This is a genomic window from Pseudomonas putida, assembly GCA_029953615.1.
GTDB lineage: Bacteria > Pseudomonadota > Gammaproteobacteria > Pseudomonadales > Pseudomonadaceae > Aquipseudomonas.
The window spans coordinates 3,740,281-3,754,983 of record CP124529.1; the positions used below are offsets into that span (position 1 = coordinate 3,740,281).

General features: G+C 62.6%; 16 protein-coding genes and 1 pseudogene. 11 read left to right on the top strand and 6 right to left on the bottom strand.

Annotation, left to right across the window (positions count from 1 at the left end):
- Window positions 1–3: 3 nt before the first annotated feature.
- Both minD and minC read right to left on the bottom strand, forming a co-directional pair.
- Window positions 4–817: pseudogene (gene minD / locus QIY50_17205) on the bottom strand (septum site-determining protein MinD).
- 101 nt (window positions 818–918) lie between these two features.
- Window positions 919–1,677: a septum site-determining protein MinC gene (gene minC, locus QIY50_17210; protein WGV19143.1), complete on the bottom strand. Its 759-nt coding sequence runs from the start codon at window positions 1,675–1,677 to the stop codon at window positions 919–921.
- Between the two features lie 111 nt (window positions 1,678–1,788).
- Here minC and QIY50_17215 point away from each other — a divergent pair, with 111 nt between their 5' ends.
- Together QIY50_17215 and QIY50_17220 are read left to right on the top strand one after the other, a co-directional pair.
- Entirely contained in the window at window positions 1,789–2,724 is a 936-nt protein-coding gene (locus QIY50_17215) for a lipid A biosynthesis lauroyl acyltransferase (protein WGV19144.1), read from the top strand.
- Between the two features lie 147 nt (window positions 2,725–2,871).
- Window positions 2,872–4,020, top strand: a complete 1,149-nt coding sequence (locus QIY50_17220) for a patatin-like phospholipase family protein (protein ID WGV19145.1) — start codon at window positions 2,872–2,874, stop codon at window positions 4,018–4,020.
- Between the two features lie 98 nt (window positions 4,021–4,118).
- Here QIY50_17220 and QIY50_17225 read toward each other — a convergent pair whose 3' ends face one another.
- A complete protein-coding gene (locus QIY50_17225; GenBank protein ID WGV19146.1) occupies window positions 4,119–4,943 on the bottom strand; it encodes a VacJ family lipoprotein in 825 nt (274 codons plus the stop codon).
- Complete coding sequence (locus QIY50_17230; GenBank protein WGV19147.1) at window positions 4,936–6,234, bottom strand: serine/threonine protein kinase; 1,299 nt, start codon at window positions 6,232–6,234, stop codon at window positions 4,936–4,938. The genes QIY50_17225 and QIY50_17230 overlap by 8 nt, the downstream gene beginning before the upstream one ends.
- Window positions 6,235–6,423: 189 nt before the next feature.
- On the opposite strand from QIY50_17230, the gene QIY50_17235 reads away from it, so the two are divergent.
- Window positions 6,424–6,786, top strand: a complete 363-nt coding sequence (locus QIY50_17235) for a hypothetical protein (GenBank protein ID WGV19148.1) — start codon at window positions 6,424–6,426, stop codon at window positions 6,784–6,786.
- Window positions 6,787–6,967: 181 nt separating this feature from the next.
- Here QIY50_17235 and QIY50_17240 read toward each other — a convergent pair whose 3' ends face one another.
- Entirely contained in the window at window positions 6,968–8,533 is a 1,566-nt protein-coding gene (locus QIY50_17240) for a beta (1-6) glucans synthase (protein WGV19149.1), read from the bottom strand.
- A gap of 197 nt (window positions 8,534–8,730) precedes the next feature.
- On the opposite strand from QIY50_17240, the gene QIY50_17245 reads away from it, so the two are divergent.
- The 6 genes from QIY50_17245 to QIY50_17270 all read left to right on the top strand — a co-directional run bounded on the left by QIY50_17245 (window position 8,731) and on the right by QIY50_17270 (window position 13,062).
- A complete protein-coding gene (locus tag QIY50_17245; GenBank protein ID WGV19150.1) occupies window positions 8,731–9,591 on the top strand; it encodes a glycine betaine ABC transporter substrate-binding protein in 861 nt (286 codons plus the stop codon).
- A 164-nt stretch (window positions 9,592–9,755) separates the two neighbouring features.
- The gene (locus tag QIY50_17250; GenBank protein WGV19151.1) at window positions 9,756–10,064 is read left to right on the top strand and encodes a transposase; all 309 of its coding nucleotides are present in this window, start codon (window positions 9,756–9,758) and stop codon (window positions 10,062–10,064) included.
- Window positions 10,065–10,204: 140 nt separating this feature from the next.
- Window positions 10,205–10,501 carry an IS3 family transposase gene (locus QIY50_17255; protein ID WGV19152.1) on the top strand — a complete coding sequence of 99 codons (297 nt, stop codon included), beginning with the start codon at window positions 10,205–10,207 and terminating at the stop codon, window positions 10,499–10,501.
- A 1-nt stretch (window position 10,502) separates the two neighbouring features.
- Window positions 10,503–10,904: an IS3 family transposase gene (locus tag QIY50_17260; protein WGV19153.1), complete on the top strand. Its 402-nt coding sequence runs from the start codon at window positions 10,503–10,505 to the stop codon at window positions 10,902–10,904.
- Between the two features lie 185 nt (window positions 10,905–11,089).
- Window positions 11,090–11,401 carry a DUF485 domain-containing protein gene (locus QIY50_17265; protein WGV19154.1) on the top strand — a complete coding sequence of 104 codons (312 nt, stop codon included), beginning with the start codon at window positions 11,090–11,092 and terminating at the stop codon, window positions 11,399–11,401.
- Window positions 11,398–13,062, top strand: a complete 1,665-nt coding sequence (locus QIY50_17270) for a cation acetate symporter (GenBank protein ID WGV19155.1) — start codon at window positions 11,398–11,400, stop codon at window positions 13,060–13,062. The genes QIY50_17265 and QIY50_17270 overlap by 4 nt, the downstream gene beginning before the upstream one ends.
- Before the next feature lie 54 nt (window positions 13,063–13,116).
- On the opposite strand, the gene QIY50_17275 is transcribed toward QIY50_17270, so the two are convergent.
- Window positions 13,117–13,269 carry a DUF3309 family protein gene (locus QIY50_17275; GenBank protein WGV19156.1) on the bottom strand — a complete coding sequence of 51 codons (153 nt, stop codon included), beginning with the start codon at window positions 13,267–13,269 and terminating at the stop codon, window positions 13,117–13,119.
- 314 nt (window positions 13,270–13,583) lie between these two features.
- Here QIY50_17275 and QIY50_17280 point away from each other — a divergent pair, with 314 nt between their 5' ends.
- The gene (locus QIY50_17280) at window positions 13,584–14,393 is read left to right on the top strand and encodes an SDR family oxidoreductase (GenBank protein WGV19157.1); all 810 of its coding nucleotides are present in this window, start codon (window positions 13,584–13,586) and stop codon (window positions 14,391–14,393) included.
- Window positions 14,394–14,513: 120 nt separating this feature from the next.
- Window positions 14,514–14,702, top strand: coding sequence for a carbon storage regulator CsrA (csrA, locus tag QIY50_17285; protein ID WGV19158.1), 189 nt, complete (start codon window positions 14,514–14,516; stop codon window positions 14,700–14,702).
- Window position 14,703: the final 1 nt, after the last annotated feature.

Below are 14,703 nucleotides of genomic sequence, written 5' to 3' on the forward strand. Positions count from 1 at the left end.
GGTTTACTTGCCTCCAAACAGGCGCGCGAAGAATCCTTGCTTCGGCACTTCGATGAACCGAAGGGGCTTTTCTTTGCCCAGCAGACGGTCGACGGTATCGCTATAGGCCTGGCCGGCGTCGCTCTGGTCGTCGAGGATGACCGGGATACCCTGGTTGGAAGCCTTGAGCACTGCCTGGCTTTCGGGGATCACACCCTTGAGCTTGATCGCCAGGATCTCTTCGACGTCGGCGATGCTCAGCATTTCGCCCTTTTCCACGCGCTCCGGGTGGTAGCGGGTGATCAGCAGGTGCTCCTTGATCGGTTCTTCGCCGTTCTCCGAGCGGCGCGACTTGCTCGACAGGATGCCCAGCATGCGGTCGGAGTCACGTACCGAGGAAACCTCGGGGTTGGTCACCACGACGGCTTCGTCGGCGAAGTACATGGCCAGGTGTGCGCCTTTCTCGATACCGGCCGGCGAGTCGCAGATGACGAAGTCGAAGTCTTTCTTCAGCTCCATCAGCACTTTTTCCACGCCTTCCTGGGTCAGCGCGTCCTTGTCACGGGTCTGGCTGGCGGCCAGCACGTACAGGTTCTCGAGGCGCTTGTCCTTGATCAGGGCCTGTTGCAGGTTGGCTTCGCCGTTTACCACGTTGACGAAGTCGTACACCACACGGCGTTCGCAGCCCATGATCAGGTCGAGGTTACGCAGGCCCACGTCGAAGTCGACGATGACGGTCTTGTGGCCACGCATGTGCGAGGCCGGTACCAATGGCGGCGCTGGTGGTGGTCTTGCCCACACCCCCCTTGCCGGAAGTAACCACGATAATCTTGGCCAAGGTGTTTCACCCCTAAAATAATCGGGACACAAGTCCCTGCAAAAATACAAACAAATGGCAACGTCAAGAAAAGTTGCACTAAAAATGCTGGCAAGTATCCGTTAAAGACGGGTGATGTTCAACACGTCGCCAGACAGGCTGACTTGCACGCCGGTGCCCCACAGCGGGTCGCGGCGCAGGTCTTCGCAGACCTTGTACTGGCCGGCGATGGAGACCATTTCGGCGGTCATCTGCTGGCAGAAGATACGTGCCTTGGTATTGCCTTTGATGCCGGCCAGGGCGCGGCCGCGCATGGCGCCGTACACATGGATGTTGCCATCGGCCAGAAGTTCCGCGCCCGGGCTGACCGAACCGGTCACGACCAGGTCGCCGCCCTGGGCGTAGATCTGCTGGCCGCCACGTACTGGCGAAGTGATGATGCGGGTTGGGCGCACCTCGGGTTCAAGAATCGGTGGCGGGACCGGAGCCGGCTCGGGTTTCTTCACCTCCGGCTCGGGCTCCAGCGGCCGTTCGCGGGCGCCGGATGGCGGCAGCACCGGCAGGTCGATGGCGATGGCGGCGGCGATGTCCTCGATGCGGTTGGCGCGGATCGCCAAGGTACGCAGGCCGTGGTGGCGGCAGATCCGCATCAAGCCCGGCAGGTCGATTGCGCCCTCGCCGGCCGGCAGCTTGTCCAGCGCCAGCACCAGCGGCGTGTTGCTGAAGAAGTTCGGTGCCTGGGCGACTTTGGCCGCCAGTTGGCGGTCGAGGGCCTCAAGGTCATTGCGCGCCAGTTCCAGCACGGTAATGGCGAGCATGCTGCCCTTGAGCTGGAACACGGAGGCGGTGTCGGGTGTGTGGTTTGGGCTCATGGTCTGCATAGACGGCTTGTTGCGAAAAAAGTGCCCTGACTTATAACGATAAGACCGGTTGCCCGCAACATGCGCTGATCCGTTGTAGAATGCGCGGCCTTTGTCTTTCCGGAAGCATCAATGGAACGCCCGCGTTTTCGTCCCTATTTCCTTCACCCACGTTTCTGGGGCCTGTGGCTGGGCCTGGGCCTGCTGTGGCTGGTGGTCCAGTTGCCGTACCGGGTTCTGTTGAAGGTCGGTGCCGCGCTGGGAGCGGTGATGTACCGCTTTGCCGGTGAGCGGCGGCGCATTGCCGCGCGCAACCTGGAGCTGTGCTTCCCGGAGCTGTCGGTCGACGAACGGCAGCGCCTGCTCAAGGCCAATTTCGCCTCCACCGGTATTGCTTTCTTTGAAATGGCCATGAGCTGGTGGTGGCCCAAGGCCCGGCTGGCGCGCCTGGCCCATGTCGAGGGGCTGGAGCACTTGCAGGCCGCCCAGCAGGCCGGGCAGGGGGCCATCCTGATGGCGGTGCACTTCACCACCCTGGAAATTGGCGCCGCGCTGCTGGGGCAGCAGCACACCATCGACGGCATGTACCGCGAGCACGGCAACCCGTTGTTCGACTTCATCCAGCGCAGCGGCCGCGAGCGGCATAACCTCGACTCGCTGGCGGTGGAGCGCGAGGATGTGCGCGGCATGCTCAAGCTGCTGCGTTCGGGCCGGGCGATCTGGTACGCCCCCGACCAGGACTACGGCGCCAAGCAGAGCCTGTTCGTGCCGCTGTTCGGCATCCCGGCGGCGACGGTGACGGCCACCACCAAGTTTGCCCGCTTGGGCAAGGCGCAGGTGATTCCGTTCACCCAGAAGCGCCTGGAGGATGGCAGCGGCTATCGTCTGGTGATCCACCCGCCGTTGGCGGACTTCCCTGGGGAGAGCGAAGAGGCTGACTGCCTGCGCATCAACCAGTGGGTGGAAAGCGTGTTGCGCGAATGCCCCGAGCAGTACCTGTGGGCGCATCGCCGGTTCAAGTCACGGCCCGAAGGGGCGCCGCGGCTGTACGACAAGAAGAAGCGCTGATTTTTTGTGTTACCAGTGCCGGCCTCTTCGCGGGCTTGCCCGCTCCCACAGGTACTGCGCGGGCCCCGAGTCCTGTGATGATCCTGTGGGAGCGGGCGAGCCCGCGAAGAGGCCGGGCATGAAAACAGCTGATCCAGGAAGGAACCCATGGCCCCACCCCCGGTAACCGGTCTTATCCTTTCTGGCGGCGGCGCCCGTGCCGCCTATCAGGTCGGTGTGCTGGCCGGCATTGCCGAGCTGCTGCCCGCAGGGGCGCATAACCCGTTCCCGGTCATTGTCGGCACCTCCGCCGGCGCCATCAACGCCGTCACCCTGGCCAGCGGCGCCACCCATTTCAGCGATGCCGTACAGCGGCTCACCGCCTTCTGGCAGAACTTCCGCAGCCATCTGGTCATTCGCAGCGACTGGCCCGGTGTGGTCCGCCAGGCTAGCCGCTTTGTCGCCCATAACCTGCTGGGCGTGGGTGGCCCGGCGCCAGTGGCACTGCTGGACAGCAGCCCGTTGCGCGGCTTGCTGCAGGCGCACCTGAACCTGGAGGGTATCGGCCACTCCCTGGCCGCCGAACAACTGCGCGCCGTCGCGGTGACCGCCTTTGGCTACGAGTCCGGCCAGGCGGTGACCTTCTACCAGGGGCGCGGCACCATCGAGGCCTGGTTGCGCCACCGCCGCATCGGCATGCCCACGTCGTTGACCATAGACCATTTGCTGGCCAGCGCGGCCATCCCGCTGCTGTTCGCCCCGGTGCGGCTGGGCGACGAATATTTCGGCGATGGCGCGGTACGCCAGTCGGCGCCGATCAGCCCGGCCCTGCACCTGGGCGCCAGCCGGGTACTGGTGGTCGGGGTCAGCGGCAACCCGCAGCGGCCGGCGCCACCGTTGCCGCCCCAGCGGGTGTTCAGCGGGCAGCAGCCGAGCCTGGCGCAGATCGGCGGGCACATGCTCAACAGCACCTTCATTGACAGCCTGGAAGACGACATCGAGCTGCTGCAACGCCTGAACCACCTGAGCCACCTGTTGCCGGCGCACCTGGATGCCCGGCGCCTGGGCCTGGCGCCAATCGACGTGTTGGTGGTAGCGCCCAGCCAGCCGCTGGACGAGATTGCCGCGCGGCACCGGCGCGAGTTGCCGACGGCGTTGCGTGTGTTCCTGCGCGGGCCGGGGGCGACGCGTACCAGCGGGGCGGGGGTGTTGAGCTATTTGCTGTTCGAGGCCAGTTATTGCAGCGAGCTGATTGAACTGGGGCGAAAGGACGCCTTGGCCAAGAAACGCGAGCTGTGCCAGTTCCTGGGGATTTGAGGTTGCCTGTGCCGGCCCTTTCGCGGGCACGCACGCTCCAACAGGGTCATCACAGGACCAGTGGGAGCGGGCAAGCCCGCGAATAGGCCGGAACAGGTTTACTCGGCTATTTGCAGTTTGCGCGCCTGGGTATACACATACCGCACCTTCTCGTACTCGAACGGCGAGTTGAGCTGGCCATAGCGGAATTTGGTGCTGTAGCGCTTGTCCACCACACGCAACACGGAGATTTCCGGGTGGTCGCTGCTGGCTTCGGCCACGTTCAGGTAGTTGATCGCCTGTTCGCCTGCATAGTCCACCACCAGCCCGGTGGTATCGCGCAGGTTCGACGGCCCCAGCACCGGCAGCATCAGGTATGGTCCGTCCGGTACGCCATAGAAGCCCAAGGTCTGGCCGAAGTCTTCACTTTGCCGCGGCAGGCCCATCATGGTCGCCGGGTCCCACAGCCCGCCCACGCCGATGATGGTATTGAACATCAGCCGCGCGGTGATCTCCGCCGAGCGCTTGGCCTTCAACTGCAACACGCTGTTGAACAGGTTCGGCACGTCGCCCAGGTTGTTGAAGAAGTTGGTTACCCCTGTGCGCACGAAGCGCGGGGTGACGTACTGGTAGCCGCTTACCAGCGGCAGCAGCACCCATTGGTCCAGGCGGTAGTTGAAGTGATAGACGCGCCGGTTGATCGATTCCAGCGGGTCGTACACGTTCAGCGCCTGCAGGGTAGAGCGCTCGAACTCGCGTTGGTCGAGCCCCGGGTTGAATTTCAGTTCGCGCAGCGGGTCGACGAAACCATCCGCCTCGGGTGCCAGTGGCGCTTCGGTGACTTGCGGGTCGGCCTCGATCACGCTGGCCCGGGGGGCGGTTTCGGCGGCCAGGGCCTGGCCGGCGGCGAACAATGCAGTGGCGAAGAGGAGTTTGTTAACCACGGAAGAACTCCAGCATGGCGTCACTGTTGACGCGGTAATTGAGGTTGCCGCAATGGCCGCCGTGAGGGTAGAGCGTCAGGCGCTCCCCAAACACCTTGCGCAGGAATCCGATGTCGCCGGGGCCGAGGATGACGTCATCGGCGTTGTGCATCACGGCGATCTTGTCGCTGCGGCTGAGGTAGTCTTCCAGCGCATACAGGCTGACCTGGTTGACCAGTTGCAGGATGCTGTTGCCGTCGGTGCGGGCGCGCCACATCGGGATGACCTGTTCGGTCATGTAGCAGTCGAAATCGCACTGCAGGGCACGCTTGAAGAACGGCGTGAGGCTGCTGCCCTCGGTGATCGGGAACTTCGGCGGAATGATCAGGCCGCGGCGGTTGATCAGGTCGGAGGTGAAGGCGATATCGGCCGCCGAGAAGCGGAACGAGGTGCCGATCAGCATGGCCATCTGCTCGTTGGACAGGTGCTGGCGCGACTGCTGGAAGTCGTACAGCAGCGCTTCATTGAGGTCGATGTAGCCCTTTTCCTGGAAGTAGCGGGTCAGCTTGGCCAGCATCAGCTCGTAGAAGGTGGTGCTGCGGTCGATGCCCTTGACCTGGGTCTGCACCAGCTTGTCGAGGTTGTTGATAGAGGTGTACAGGTTGACCGGTGGGTTCAGCAGCAGCACGCGCTTGAAGTTGAAGCTGCGGCGGGTTTCGTCCAGGTGGCTGACGAACGCCGCGTCGAGTGCGCCCAGGCTGTAGCCAGTGAGGTAGAACTCGCTGATCGGCAGGCGCGGGTGCTGGGCGCGCACGGCCTGCATCACCCGGTACATGTCTTCGGCATCCTCCTGGCTGACGCCTGGGGTGGCGAAGCGCGAGGCGGCGCTCATGAAGTCGTAGCTGGTGGGCGAGGACAGCTGCACCACGTGGAAGCCGGCCTGGTAGAACAGCTTTTTCAGGTATTCATTAATGCTGCTGGTATAGGGCGCACCGGTACCGGCGATGATGAAGATCAGCGGTGCCTCGTGGTCCTGGCGGGCCAGGCGGTACTTGAGTTTTTTCACTGCCCAGAAGTTGTCGGGCAAGGTGAACTCACGGTCCGGGCGCAGGTTGAGGCTGTAGTCGGACTGACTGATTTCGTCGTCGTCCGGCAAGGTGGGGCGCTGCTCCGGCGGCGTGGTGGCGATGGTGGCCTCGAACGGGTTGGTCAAGGGGTAGCCATAGCTTGCGGCGTCGATATCCCGCGCCGAAGCGGCCACAGCCATGAGCAGGCTGCCGAGCAAGGCAGCGAGGCGCAAAGATCGAAGCATGTAATCCCCCAAAAGAACGCAAGGTCGAGCCGTGTGCAGCTAGGACCACAGCGGGCCGGGCAAAGTTGCCAGGTGCGGTGGTCTTTGGTGTGCTTGTTATCTGCAACATAGCTGCAGGGTTGTGATTTTGCCTTACAACCGGGCATAAGCGATCATGGATGCTTTCGATTACCGCTATTGGAGAACCGGATGTCTCGTTCGCTGCCGGCTGCACTGCTTGTGCTGTTCCTGGGGCTTTGGCTTGCTGCCAGTTATGGCGTGCGCTACGGGCTGATGGAGGATGGGCAGTGGGTGGGGCTGTGCACGGTGCCGGCTGCGTACTGGCAATGTGAGGTGCGCTCGTTGCTGGGGCTGGGCATTCATCATCAGGTGCTGGCCTGGGGCGGGCTCGGGCTGGCACTGCTGGCGCAGGTAGTTGCCGGCCGCAGCGGCTGGTGGCTGGCGGTGGTGGCACTGGTGTTCGCGGTGCCGGCGCTGGTGCTGTATACCGCCAGCATTGCCGTGTTCGCGCTGGTGCTGGCGGGGTTGCGGCTGGTCAGGCAACCGCAGTGAAGCTGGCAGGGGCCGCTGCGCGCCCCATCGCCGGCAAGCCAGCTCCCACATTGACCGCGCTGCCTTTCAGAACTTGAGCAAAGACATTGGCCCCCACAGGTACTGCCCAAAACTCGGAGCTGATGCGGTCGGTGTGGGAGCTGGCTTGCCGGCGATGGGGCGCGTAGCGGCCCCGGGGACATCAAGCCGGTCGCAGGCGCAAGCTCCGCCACAAGGCCGCGGTCATCAGCACACTGACTACTGCCCACCCCCAGGCCTGTTGGTTCTCCAAACCCTCCACAAACAACTGCGGCGCCACCCCGGCACCGACGATGAACGCCAGCAGCGCCACCTCCGCCCGTCGCGCCCGCACCGGCCACAGTGCGAACACCAGCGCCGGCAACGCCAGTGCTGCGCTGGGGAAGCTGCGATAGCGTGGGTCGAACACCATCGCCAGCATGCTCACCGCTGCGGCAAAACCCGCCGCCAGCAACAGCCAGCCGGCTCGCGCCTGCAGCCAGGCGAACAGCCGCTCGCGCCAGCCCGTGCGCCGCGCCAGGGCCAGTACGGCATGGGCCAGCACCAGCAGGTTCAAACCCGCCAGCAGCAGCGCCCACAGCCACTCGCCGGCAAAGCGTGCGTGGGTGCGCATCAGCTCGCCCCAAAGCCCCAGGCAACCGGCGCCAAACGCCGCCAGCAACGGCAACCATATGGCCGTTGTCGGGGTGGCGGGGCGCCCGGCAAGCATCAGCATCAGTAGCATCAGCACGGCACTGGCCAGCAGCCACTGCAGCCAGTCAGGCAGGTTGCTTACCGGCCCTTCAAGAACGCCCTTGTCCTGCCGGTCGGCATCGTAAAGCCCCCAGTAACCGCCGACCGCCCCCTCGTTGGCGCGCTTCCATGGCTGATCGAACGCCTCGATCAGGTTGTAGCGCCAGCCGTTGTGCTCGGCCAGGGTGACAAAGCCACGAATGAAACGCGCCTCGTTGACCCGGCTGGGCGTGGCGGTCTCGCGCTGGCGGCCTTCGCTGGGCCAGCCGGTTTCTCCGATCAGGATGTCCTTGGGCGCGAAGCGCGTGCCGAACACCTGGCGCACATCGGCAACGTGAGCCAGCGCCTCGTCGATGCCGCGCGGGTCGTCTTCCCAGTAGGGCAGCAGGTGAATGGTCAGGAAGTCCACCGCAGGCGCCACCTGCGGGTGCTGCAACCAGAATTCCCACACATCGGCGTAGGTCACCGGCACCTTGACCTGGCTTTTCACCCGGGCGATCAGCGTGGCCAGGTGCGCGCCGGTCATCTCCTTGCGCAGCAACGTCTCGTTGCCAACGATCACCGCACTGACCACGTCTGGGTTGGCGTTGGCGGCGGCGATCAGCAGGTCGATCTCCCGGTCGGTGTCGGCCGGGTGGGCGTTGACCCAGGCGCCGAGCATCACCTTCAGGCCATGCTTGCGCGCCAGCGCCGGGATCGCCTCGAGACCGGTCATGGAGTAGGTGCGAATGCACTGGAAACGCGCAGCCAGCAAGGCCAGATCGGCATCCATGCGTGCCGGGCGCAGGCGGAACGGCTGGTCGTAGGGCGACTGGTCCTTGTCGAACGGGGTATACGAAGCGCATTGCAGCTTGTGCGTCGGGCTGGCCGCGTCCGGCAGCTGCACCGGCTTGCCAAGCCCGTACCAGAGCCCTCCGAGCCCGAGCAGGGCAAGCAGGCAGGCAAGCAGGTACAACGGTAGCAGCAGGCGGGCAGAACTGGGCATCGGGCGGTCCATCGTCAGGCGCAAAAGGATAGATAGTAGCCCGGCGCCAAACCTTTGGCATGCAAGGATCGCGCAGGTCGGCGCAGGGCGATGGCGCTAATGGCATAGTGCTGTCGCATATGGGGCGCATACAGGTCGTAGCTGGAGCAGGTCGACTATCGTTGCAGGACGATGATGCAAATTCCGAGACCTGACGAGGGGATGCTTTGATGGCTGCTATTACAAAAATGCGACGTTTCCTGGGTGTGGGCACCGCCATGGTACTGGCCATGAGTGCGGCACAGGCAATGGCCAAAGAAGTCAGCATTGGTTACGTGGATGGTTGGGCTGATAGCGTGGCGACCACCAACGTGGCCGCCGAAGTGATCAAGCAGAAACTCGGTTACGACGTGAAGTTGCAGGCCGTCGCCACCGGGATCATGTGGCAGGGCGTGGCAACCGGCAAGCTCGATGCCATGTTGTCGGCCTGGCTGCCGGTGACCCATGGCGAGTACTGGGCCAAGAACAAGGACAACGTGGTCGACTACGGCCCGAACTTCAAGGACGCCAAGATCGGCCTGATCGTCCCCGAGTACGTCAAGGCGGTGAGCATCGCCGACCTCAAGACCGATGACACCTTCAAGCAGAAGATCGTCGGCATCGACGCCGGCTCCGGCGTGATGCTGAAAACCGAGCAGGCCATCAAGGACTACGACCTGACCGGTTACAAGCTGCAAGCCAGCTCCGGTGCGGCGATGACGGCAGAACTGGGCCGTGCCTATAACAAGCAGCAGTCGATCGCGGTGACCGGCTGGGTGCCGCACTGGATGTTCGCCAAGTGGAAGCTGAAGTTCCTCGAAGACCCGAAAGGCGTGTATGGCGCCGCGGAAACCGTGAACAGCATCGGTAGCAAGGAACTGGCGACCAAGGCGCCGGAAGTGGCGGAGTTCCTGAAGAAGTTCAACTGGCAGTCGAAGGACGAGATTGGCGAGGTGATGCTGGCGATTCAGGAAGGTGCCAAGCCTGAAGCGGCGGCCAAGGACTGGGTGGCCAAGCATCCTGAGCGCGTGAAGGAGTGGACCGGCAAGTAACAACCAGTTACGTCCAATTTTGCTGCTTCGCGGGCGCGCCCGCTCCCACAGGAACTGCACCGACTTCAAGGGCAGCGAAAATCCTGTGGGAGCGGGCGTGAACTGGCCTAATGACCCCGGACACCTCTTAAGGGCGATATGATTCGCCCAATCCGGAGGTTTCCATGCAAGAACGAAAGACCTACACCCGCGAGTTCAAGCAACGTGCTGCAAGCATGGTTCTTGATGACAACTGCTCGATTCCCGACGTCTGCGCCTCAATGGACGTCGGCCCTACGGCTCTGCGCCGGTGGGTTGATCAGGTGCGCAAAGAGCGTCAAAAAGGCCAGCCAGTAGCCGGTACCAAGGCGATCAGCGACGAACAGCGAGAACTCCAACAACTGCGGGCCAAGATCAAGCGCCTGGAGGCCGAGGCTGAAATCTTAAAAAAGGCTACAGCTCTCTTGATGTCGGATCCCGATCGTTTTTCCTGATCGAGGAGCTGAGAGAGTCTGGTGCGTATCCGACCAGCCTGCTTTGCCGTGTGCTGAATGTATCCCGTAGCGCATTTTATGACTGGCTTCACCGCCGTTCAGCGCCTAATACCAAGCGTGACGCGCTCAGGGAAAAGGTCGTGCAATTGCACGCTGAAAGCCGTGGAAGCGCAGGCGCAAGGATGCTCTCTGAGCACTTGAAAGCCCAGCAACTGAAGGTAGGTCGGTATCTGGCCGGAAGACTCATGCAGGAAGCAAATCTGGCCAGCAGACAGCGCCGTCGGCATCAGTATCGCTCCAGAGGAGTCGAGGCATTCGTGGCTAAGAACCTGCTCGAACGTAACTTCGAGCCTACTGCGATCAACCAAGTCTGGTGCGGTGATGTGACCAGTTTGATGGTCGGGAAACGTTGGTATCACCTGGCAGGTAGTAATTGATTTGTTCGCCCGTCGGATCGTTGGTTGGGCGTTTTCCCTGATCAACGATGCCAACCTGGTTAGTAAGGCATTGAGGATGGCGGTAGGGGTTCGGGGCAAGCAGCCAGGCTTGATGTTTCATTCGGATCAAGGCTGCCAATACACCAGCCAGCGCTTCCAATCCGAGCTGCTTGAGCATGGGATAACGCAGAGCATGAGCCGCAGGGGGCAATGCTGGGACAACGCGCCAACAGAGCGTTTCTTTGGGACGCTTAAGTCAGAGTGGGTTCCGCCCAAGGGCTACCAGGAAATTGAAGAAGCCAGGCAGGATATGACCAGCTTCTTCATGCGATACAACCGAATCCGGCTCCACAGCTACAACAACTATCTGTCGCCAATAGCCATGGAGCAGCAGGCGGCTTGATCACCGTAATCGGTGTCCGGAAAAACTTGACCAGAACAGCGTGCCCGCGAATGGGCCTTCACTTTGTTACGCAACGGGTAAAACACTGTTGCATCTAAGACTAAGGTCGTCTGGTTGGCGTCTGATAGCCGCATAAAGTAAGGGTCGTGGGTTCCACCCCTATCTGTGCTGCTAGGACAAAAACAATGAACGACAGCATTTACCTCTCGATACAAAACAGCCCCCGCTTCAAGGAGCTGGTCACCAAACGCGAACGGTTCGCCTGGATTCTCTCGGCGATCATGCTCGGCCTGTACTGCGCATTCATCCTCCTGATCGCCTACGGTCCTCAGATTCTGGGCGCCAAGCTCAGCCCTGGGTCATCGATTACCTGGGGCATTCCCCTGGGCGTCGGCCTGATCGTCTCGGCATTCGTCCTGACCGCCATCTACGTACGCCGCGCAAACGGCGAATTCGATGAGCTGAACAAGGCCATCCTGAAGGAGGCGCAACAATGATTCGCCACGCCAAAGCCCTGGCCGTACTGGCCTGCGGAGCCTTCGCACCCGCCGTGTGGGCCGCCGATGCCCTGACCGGCGAGGTGCAGAAGCAACCGCTGAACGTTTCCGCGATCGCCATGTTCGTGGCCTTCGTCGCCTTCACCCTCGGCATCACCTACTGGGCCTCCAAGCGCAACAAGTCGGCGTCGGACTACTACGCCGCCGGTGGCAAGATCACCGGCTTCCAGAACGGCCTGGCGATTGCCGGTGACTACATGTCGGCTGCCTCGTTCCTGGGTATTTCCGCGCTCGTGTTCACCTCCGGCTACGACGGCCTGATCTACTCGATCGGCTTCCTGGTCGGCTGGCCGATCATCCTCTTCCTGATCGCCGAACGCTTGCGCAACCTGGGCAAATACACCTTCGCCGACGTGGCCTCGTACCGCCTCGGGCAGAAGGAGATCCGCACCCTGTCGGCCTCCGGCTCGCTGGTGGTTGTGGCCTTCTACCTGATCGCCCAGATGGTCGGTGCCGGCAAGCTGATCGAGCTGCTGTTCGGCCTGGACTACCATGTGGCGGTGATCCTGGTCGGTATCCTGATGTGCCTGTACGTACTGTTCGGCGGCATGCTGGCCACCACCTGGGTACAGATCATCAAGGCCGTACTGTTGCTGTCCGGTGCCAGCTTCATGGCGCTGATGGTGATGAAGCACGTAGGCTTCGACTTCAACACCCTGTTCTCCGAAGCGATCAAGGTGCATGCCAAGGGCGAGGCGATCATGAGCCCGGGTGGCCTGGTCAAGGACCCGATCTCGGCGTTCTCGCTGGGCCTGGCGCTGATGTTCGGTACCGCCGGCCTGCCGCACATCCTGATGCGCTTCTTCACCGTCAGTGATGCCAAGGAAGCGCGCAAGAGCGTGCTGTACGCCACCGGCTTCATCGGCTACTTCTACATCCTCACCTTCATCATCGGTTTTGGCGCCATCCTGCTGGTCAGCACCAACCCGGACTTCAAGGACGCCGCTGGCGCCTTGCTGGGCGGTAACAACATGGCGGCGGTGCACCTTGCCAATGCCGTGGGTGGCAGTGTGTTCCTCGGCTTCATCTCGGCTGTTGCCTTCGCCACCATCCTGGCGGTGGTTGCCGGCCTGACCCTGGCCGGTGCCTCGGCGGTGTCCCATGACCTGTACGCCAGTGTATGGCGCAAGGGCAAGGCCAACGACAAGGACGAGATCCGCGTGTCGAAGATCACCACCGTCGCCCTGGGCGTACTGGCGATCGGCCTGGGCATCCTGTTCGAGAAGCAAAACATCGCCTTCATGGTCGGCCTGGCGTTCTCCATCGCCGCCAGCTGCAACTTCCCGGTACTGCTGCTTTCGATGTACTGGAAGAAGCTGACCACCCGCGGCGCCATGATCGGCGGCTGGCTGGGCCTGGTGAGCGCGGTGACGCTGATGATCCTCGGCCCGACCATCTGGGTACAGATCCTCGGTCACGAGAAGCCGATCTACCCGTACGAGTACCCGGCACTGTTCTCCATGGCCATTGCCTTCGTCAGCATCTGGTTCTTCTCGGTCACCGACAAGTCCAAGGCTGCTGAAGACGAGCGGGCGCTGTTCTTCCCGCAGTTCGTGCGTTCGCAGACTGGCCTGGGGGCATCGGGGGCTGTTTCGCACTGATCCTTCCGGCAATAAAAAAAACCGCGCTTCGGCGCGGTTTTTTTATTTTTGCCGCTAGATCATGCCTAGTAGCAACAACACCAACAGGATCACCAGCACCACGCCGATGATGCCGGACGGGCCATAGCCCCAGCTGCGCGAGTGCGGGAAGACCGGTAAGCCGCCAATCAGCAGAAGGATCAGGATGATGATGAGGATCGTGGTCATGACGGAGTCCTTGCGTGGTTGAGGGTCAAGGGCCTCGGACTGCTGGCCTCTTGTAAATAAGGACTGCCGGAGTTTGTGAAAGATTCCATTTGTGTGCACCTGTACTGGCCTCTTCGCGGGCTTGCCCGCTCCCACAGGATCACCACAGGCCTGAGGGCAGCGCCCTACCTGTGGGAGCGGGCAAGCCCGCGAAGAGGCCAGTGCAGGCTAACCAGATGGTCATGCCCTCCCATTCACTACCCTGATTAACCCTGCTGCTACCCAGGCCCTTGTTTAGACTCCTTTCACCAGTCATCAGAACAAGGCCAGCCACCATGCAAAACCGCATCATGATCACCGGCGCCGGGTCCGGCCTCGGTCGCGAGATCGCCCTGAGCTGGGCACGTGAGGGCTGGCGTCTGGCGTTGGCCGATGTCAACGAAGCCGGCCTGCACGAAACCCTGGCGCTGGTCCGCGCGGCCGGCGGTGAGGGTTTCGTCCAGCGCTGTGACGTGCGCGACTACAGCCAGCTCACCGCCCTGGCCCAGGCCTGCACCGAGCAGTTCGGCGGTATCGATGTGATCGTCAACAATGCCGGCGTCGCCTCGGGCGGGTTCTTCGCCGAACTGTCGCTGGAGGACTGGGACTGGCAGATCGCGGTCAACCTTATGGGCGTGGTCAAGGGCTGCAAAGCCTTCCTGCCGCTGCTGGAGCGCAGCAAGGGGCGGATCATCAATATCGCCTCGATGGCCGCGCTGATGCAGGGGCCGGGCATGAGCAACTACAACGTGGCCAAGGCCGGCGTGCTGGCCCTGTCGGAAAGCCTGCTGGTGGAGCTGCGCCAGCTGGAGGTGGCGGTGCACGTGGTGTGCCCGTCGTTCTTCCAGACCAACCTGCTGGACTCGTTCCGCGGGCCGAACCCGGCCATGAAAGCGCAGGTTGGCAAACTGCTGGAAGGCTCACCGATCAATGCGGCGGAAATCGCCGACTACATCTACCAGCAGGTTGGCGCGGGTGAATTCCTGATTCTGCCCCACGAGGCCGGGCGCCAGGCCTGGCAACTGAAGCGCCAGGCCCCCGAGCGGCTGTATGACGAGATGGCCGAGATGGCGGTGAAAATGCGGGCCAAGGCTCGGTCGCGATGACTCGTCTGTAAGGCAAATTACCTCAAGATGTAGGGGGCTTCTGATTCCCAGCGGAGCTATTGAGTAGCCGAATGCCATCAAGGCAGGCTCCGGTTTTCCCTTTCGCTGGAGGATCGGAGCATGCTGGTAATAGGGCGCGAAGTAGGGGAGGTCATCATGATTGGTGATGACATTCGGATCATGGTCGTGGAAACGCGGGACGGGGTGGTGCGTTTTGGTGTGGATGCACCGCGGCAGGTGCCGGTGCATCGGGCCGAGGTGTACAAGCGCATCAAGGAAGGGCAGAAAGATAAAGCCCGTGGAATCTGAT

What these genes read in the sequence shown, in the direction of transcription:
- QIY50_17230 (WGV19147.1), bottom strand. Translation starts at nt 6,234, where the DNA reads ATGCTTCGATCTTTGCGCCTCGCTGCCTTGCTCGGCAGCCTGCTCATG.
- QIY50_17265 (WGV19154.1), top strand. Translation starts at nt 11,090, where the DNA reads ATGAACGACAGCATTTACCTCTCGATACAAAACAGCCCCCGCTTCAAG.
- csrA (WGV19158.1), top strand. Translation starts at nt 14,514, where the DNA reads ATGCTGGTAATAGGGCGCGAAGTAGGGGAGGTCATCATGATTGGTGAT.
- QIY50_17235 (WGV19148.1), top strand. Translation starts at nt 6,424, where the DNA reads ATGTCTCGTTCGCTGCCGGCTGCACTGCTTGTGCTGTTCCTGGGGCTT.
- QIY50_17215 (WGV19144.1), top strand. Translation starts at nt 1,789, where the DNA reads ATGGAACGCCCGCGTTTTCGTCCCTATTTCCTTCACCCACGTTTCTGG.
- QIY50_17220 (WGV19145.1), top strand. Translation starts at nt 2,872, where the DNA reads ATGGCCCCACCCCCGGTAACCGGTCTTATCCTTTCTGGCGGCGGCGCC.
- QIY50_17270 (WGV19155.1), top strand. Translation starts at nt 11,398, where the DNA reads ATGATTCGCCACGCCAAAGCCCTGGCCGTACTGGCCTGCGGAGCCTTC.
- QIY50_17240 (WGV19149.1), bottom strand. Translation starts at nt 8,533, where the DNA reads ATGGACCGCCCGATGCCCAGTTCTGCCCGCCTGCTGCTACCGTTGTAC.
- QIY50_17280 (WGV19157.1), top strand. Translation starts at nt 13,584, where the DNA reads ATGCAAAACCGCATCATGATCACCGGCGCCGGGTCCGGCCTCGGTCGC.
- QIY50_17250 (WGV19151.1), top strand. Translation starts at nt 9,756, where the DNA reads ATGCAAGAACGAAAGACCTACACCCGCGAGTTCAAGCAACGTGCTGCA.
- QIY50_17275 (WGV19156.1), bottom strand. Translation starts at nt 13,269, where the DNA reads ATGACCACGATCCTCATCATCATCCTGATCCTTCTGCTGATTGGCGGC.
- QIY50_17245 (WGV19150.1), top strand. Translation starts at nt 8,731, where the DNA reads ATGGCTGCTATTACAAAAATGCGACGTTTCCTGGGTGTGGGCACCGCC.
- minC (WGV19143.1), bottom strand. Translation starts at nt 1,677, where the DNA reads ATGCAGACCATGAGCCCAAACCACACACCCGACACCGCCTCCGTGTTC.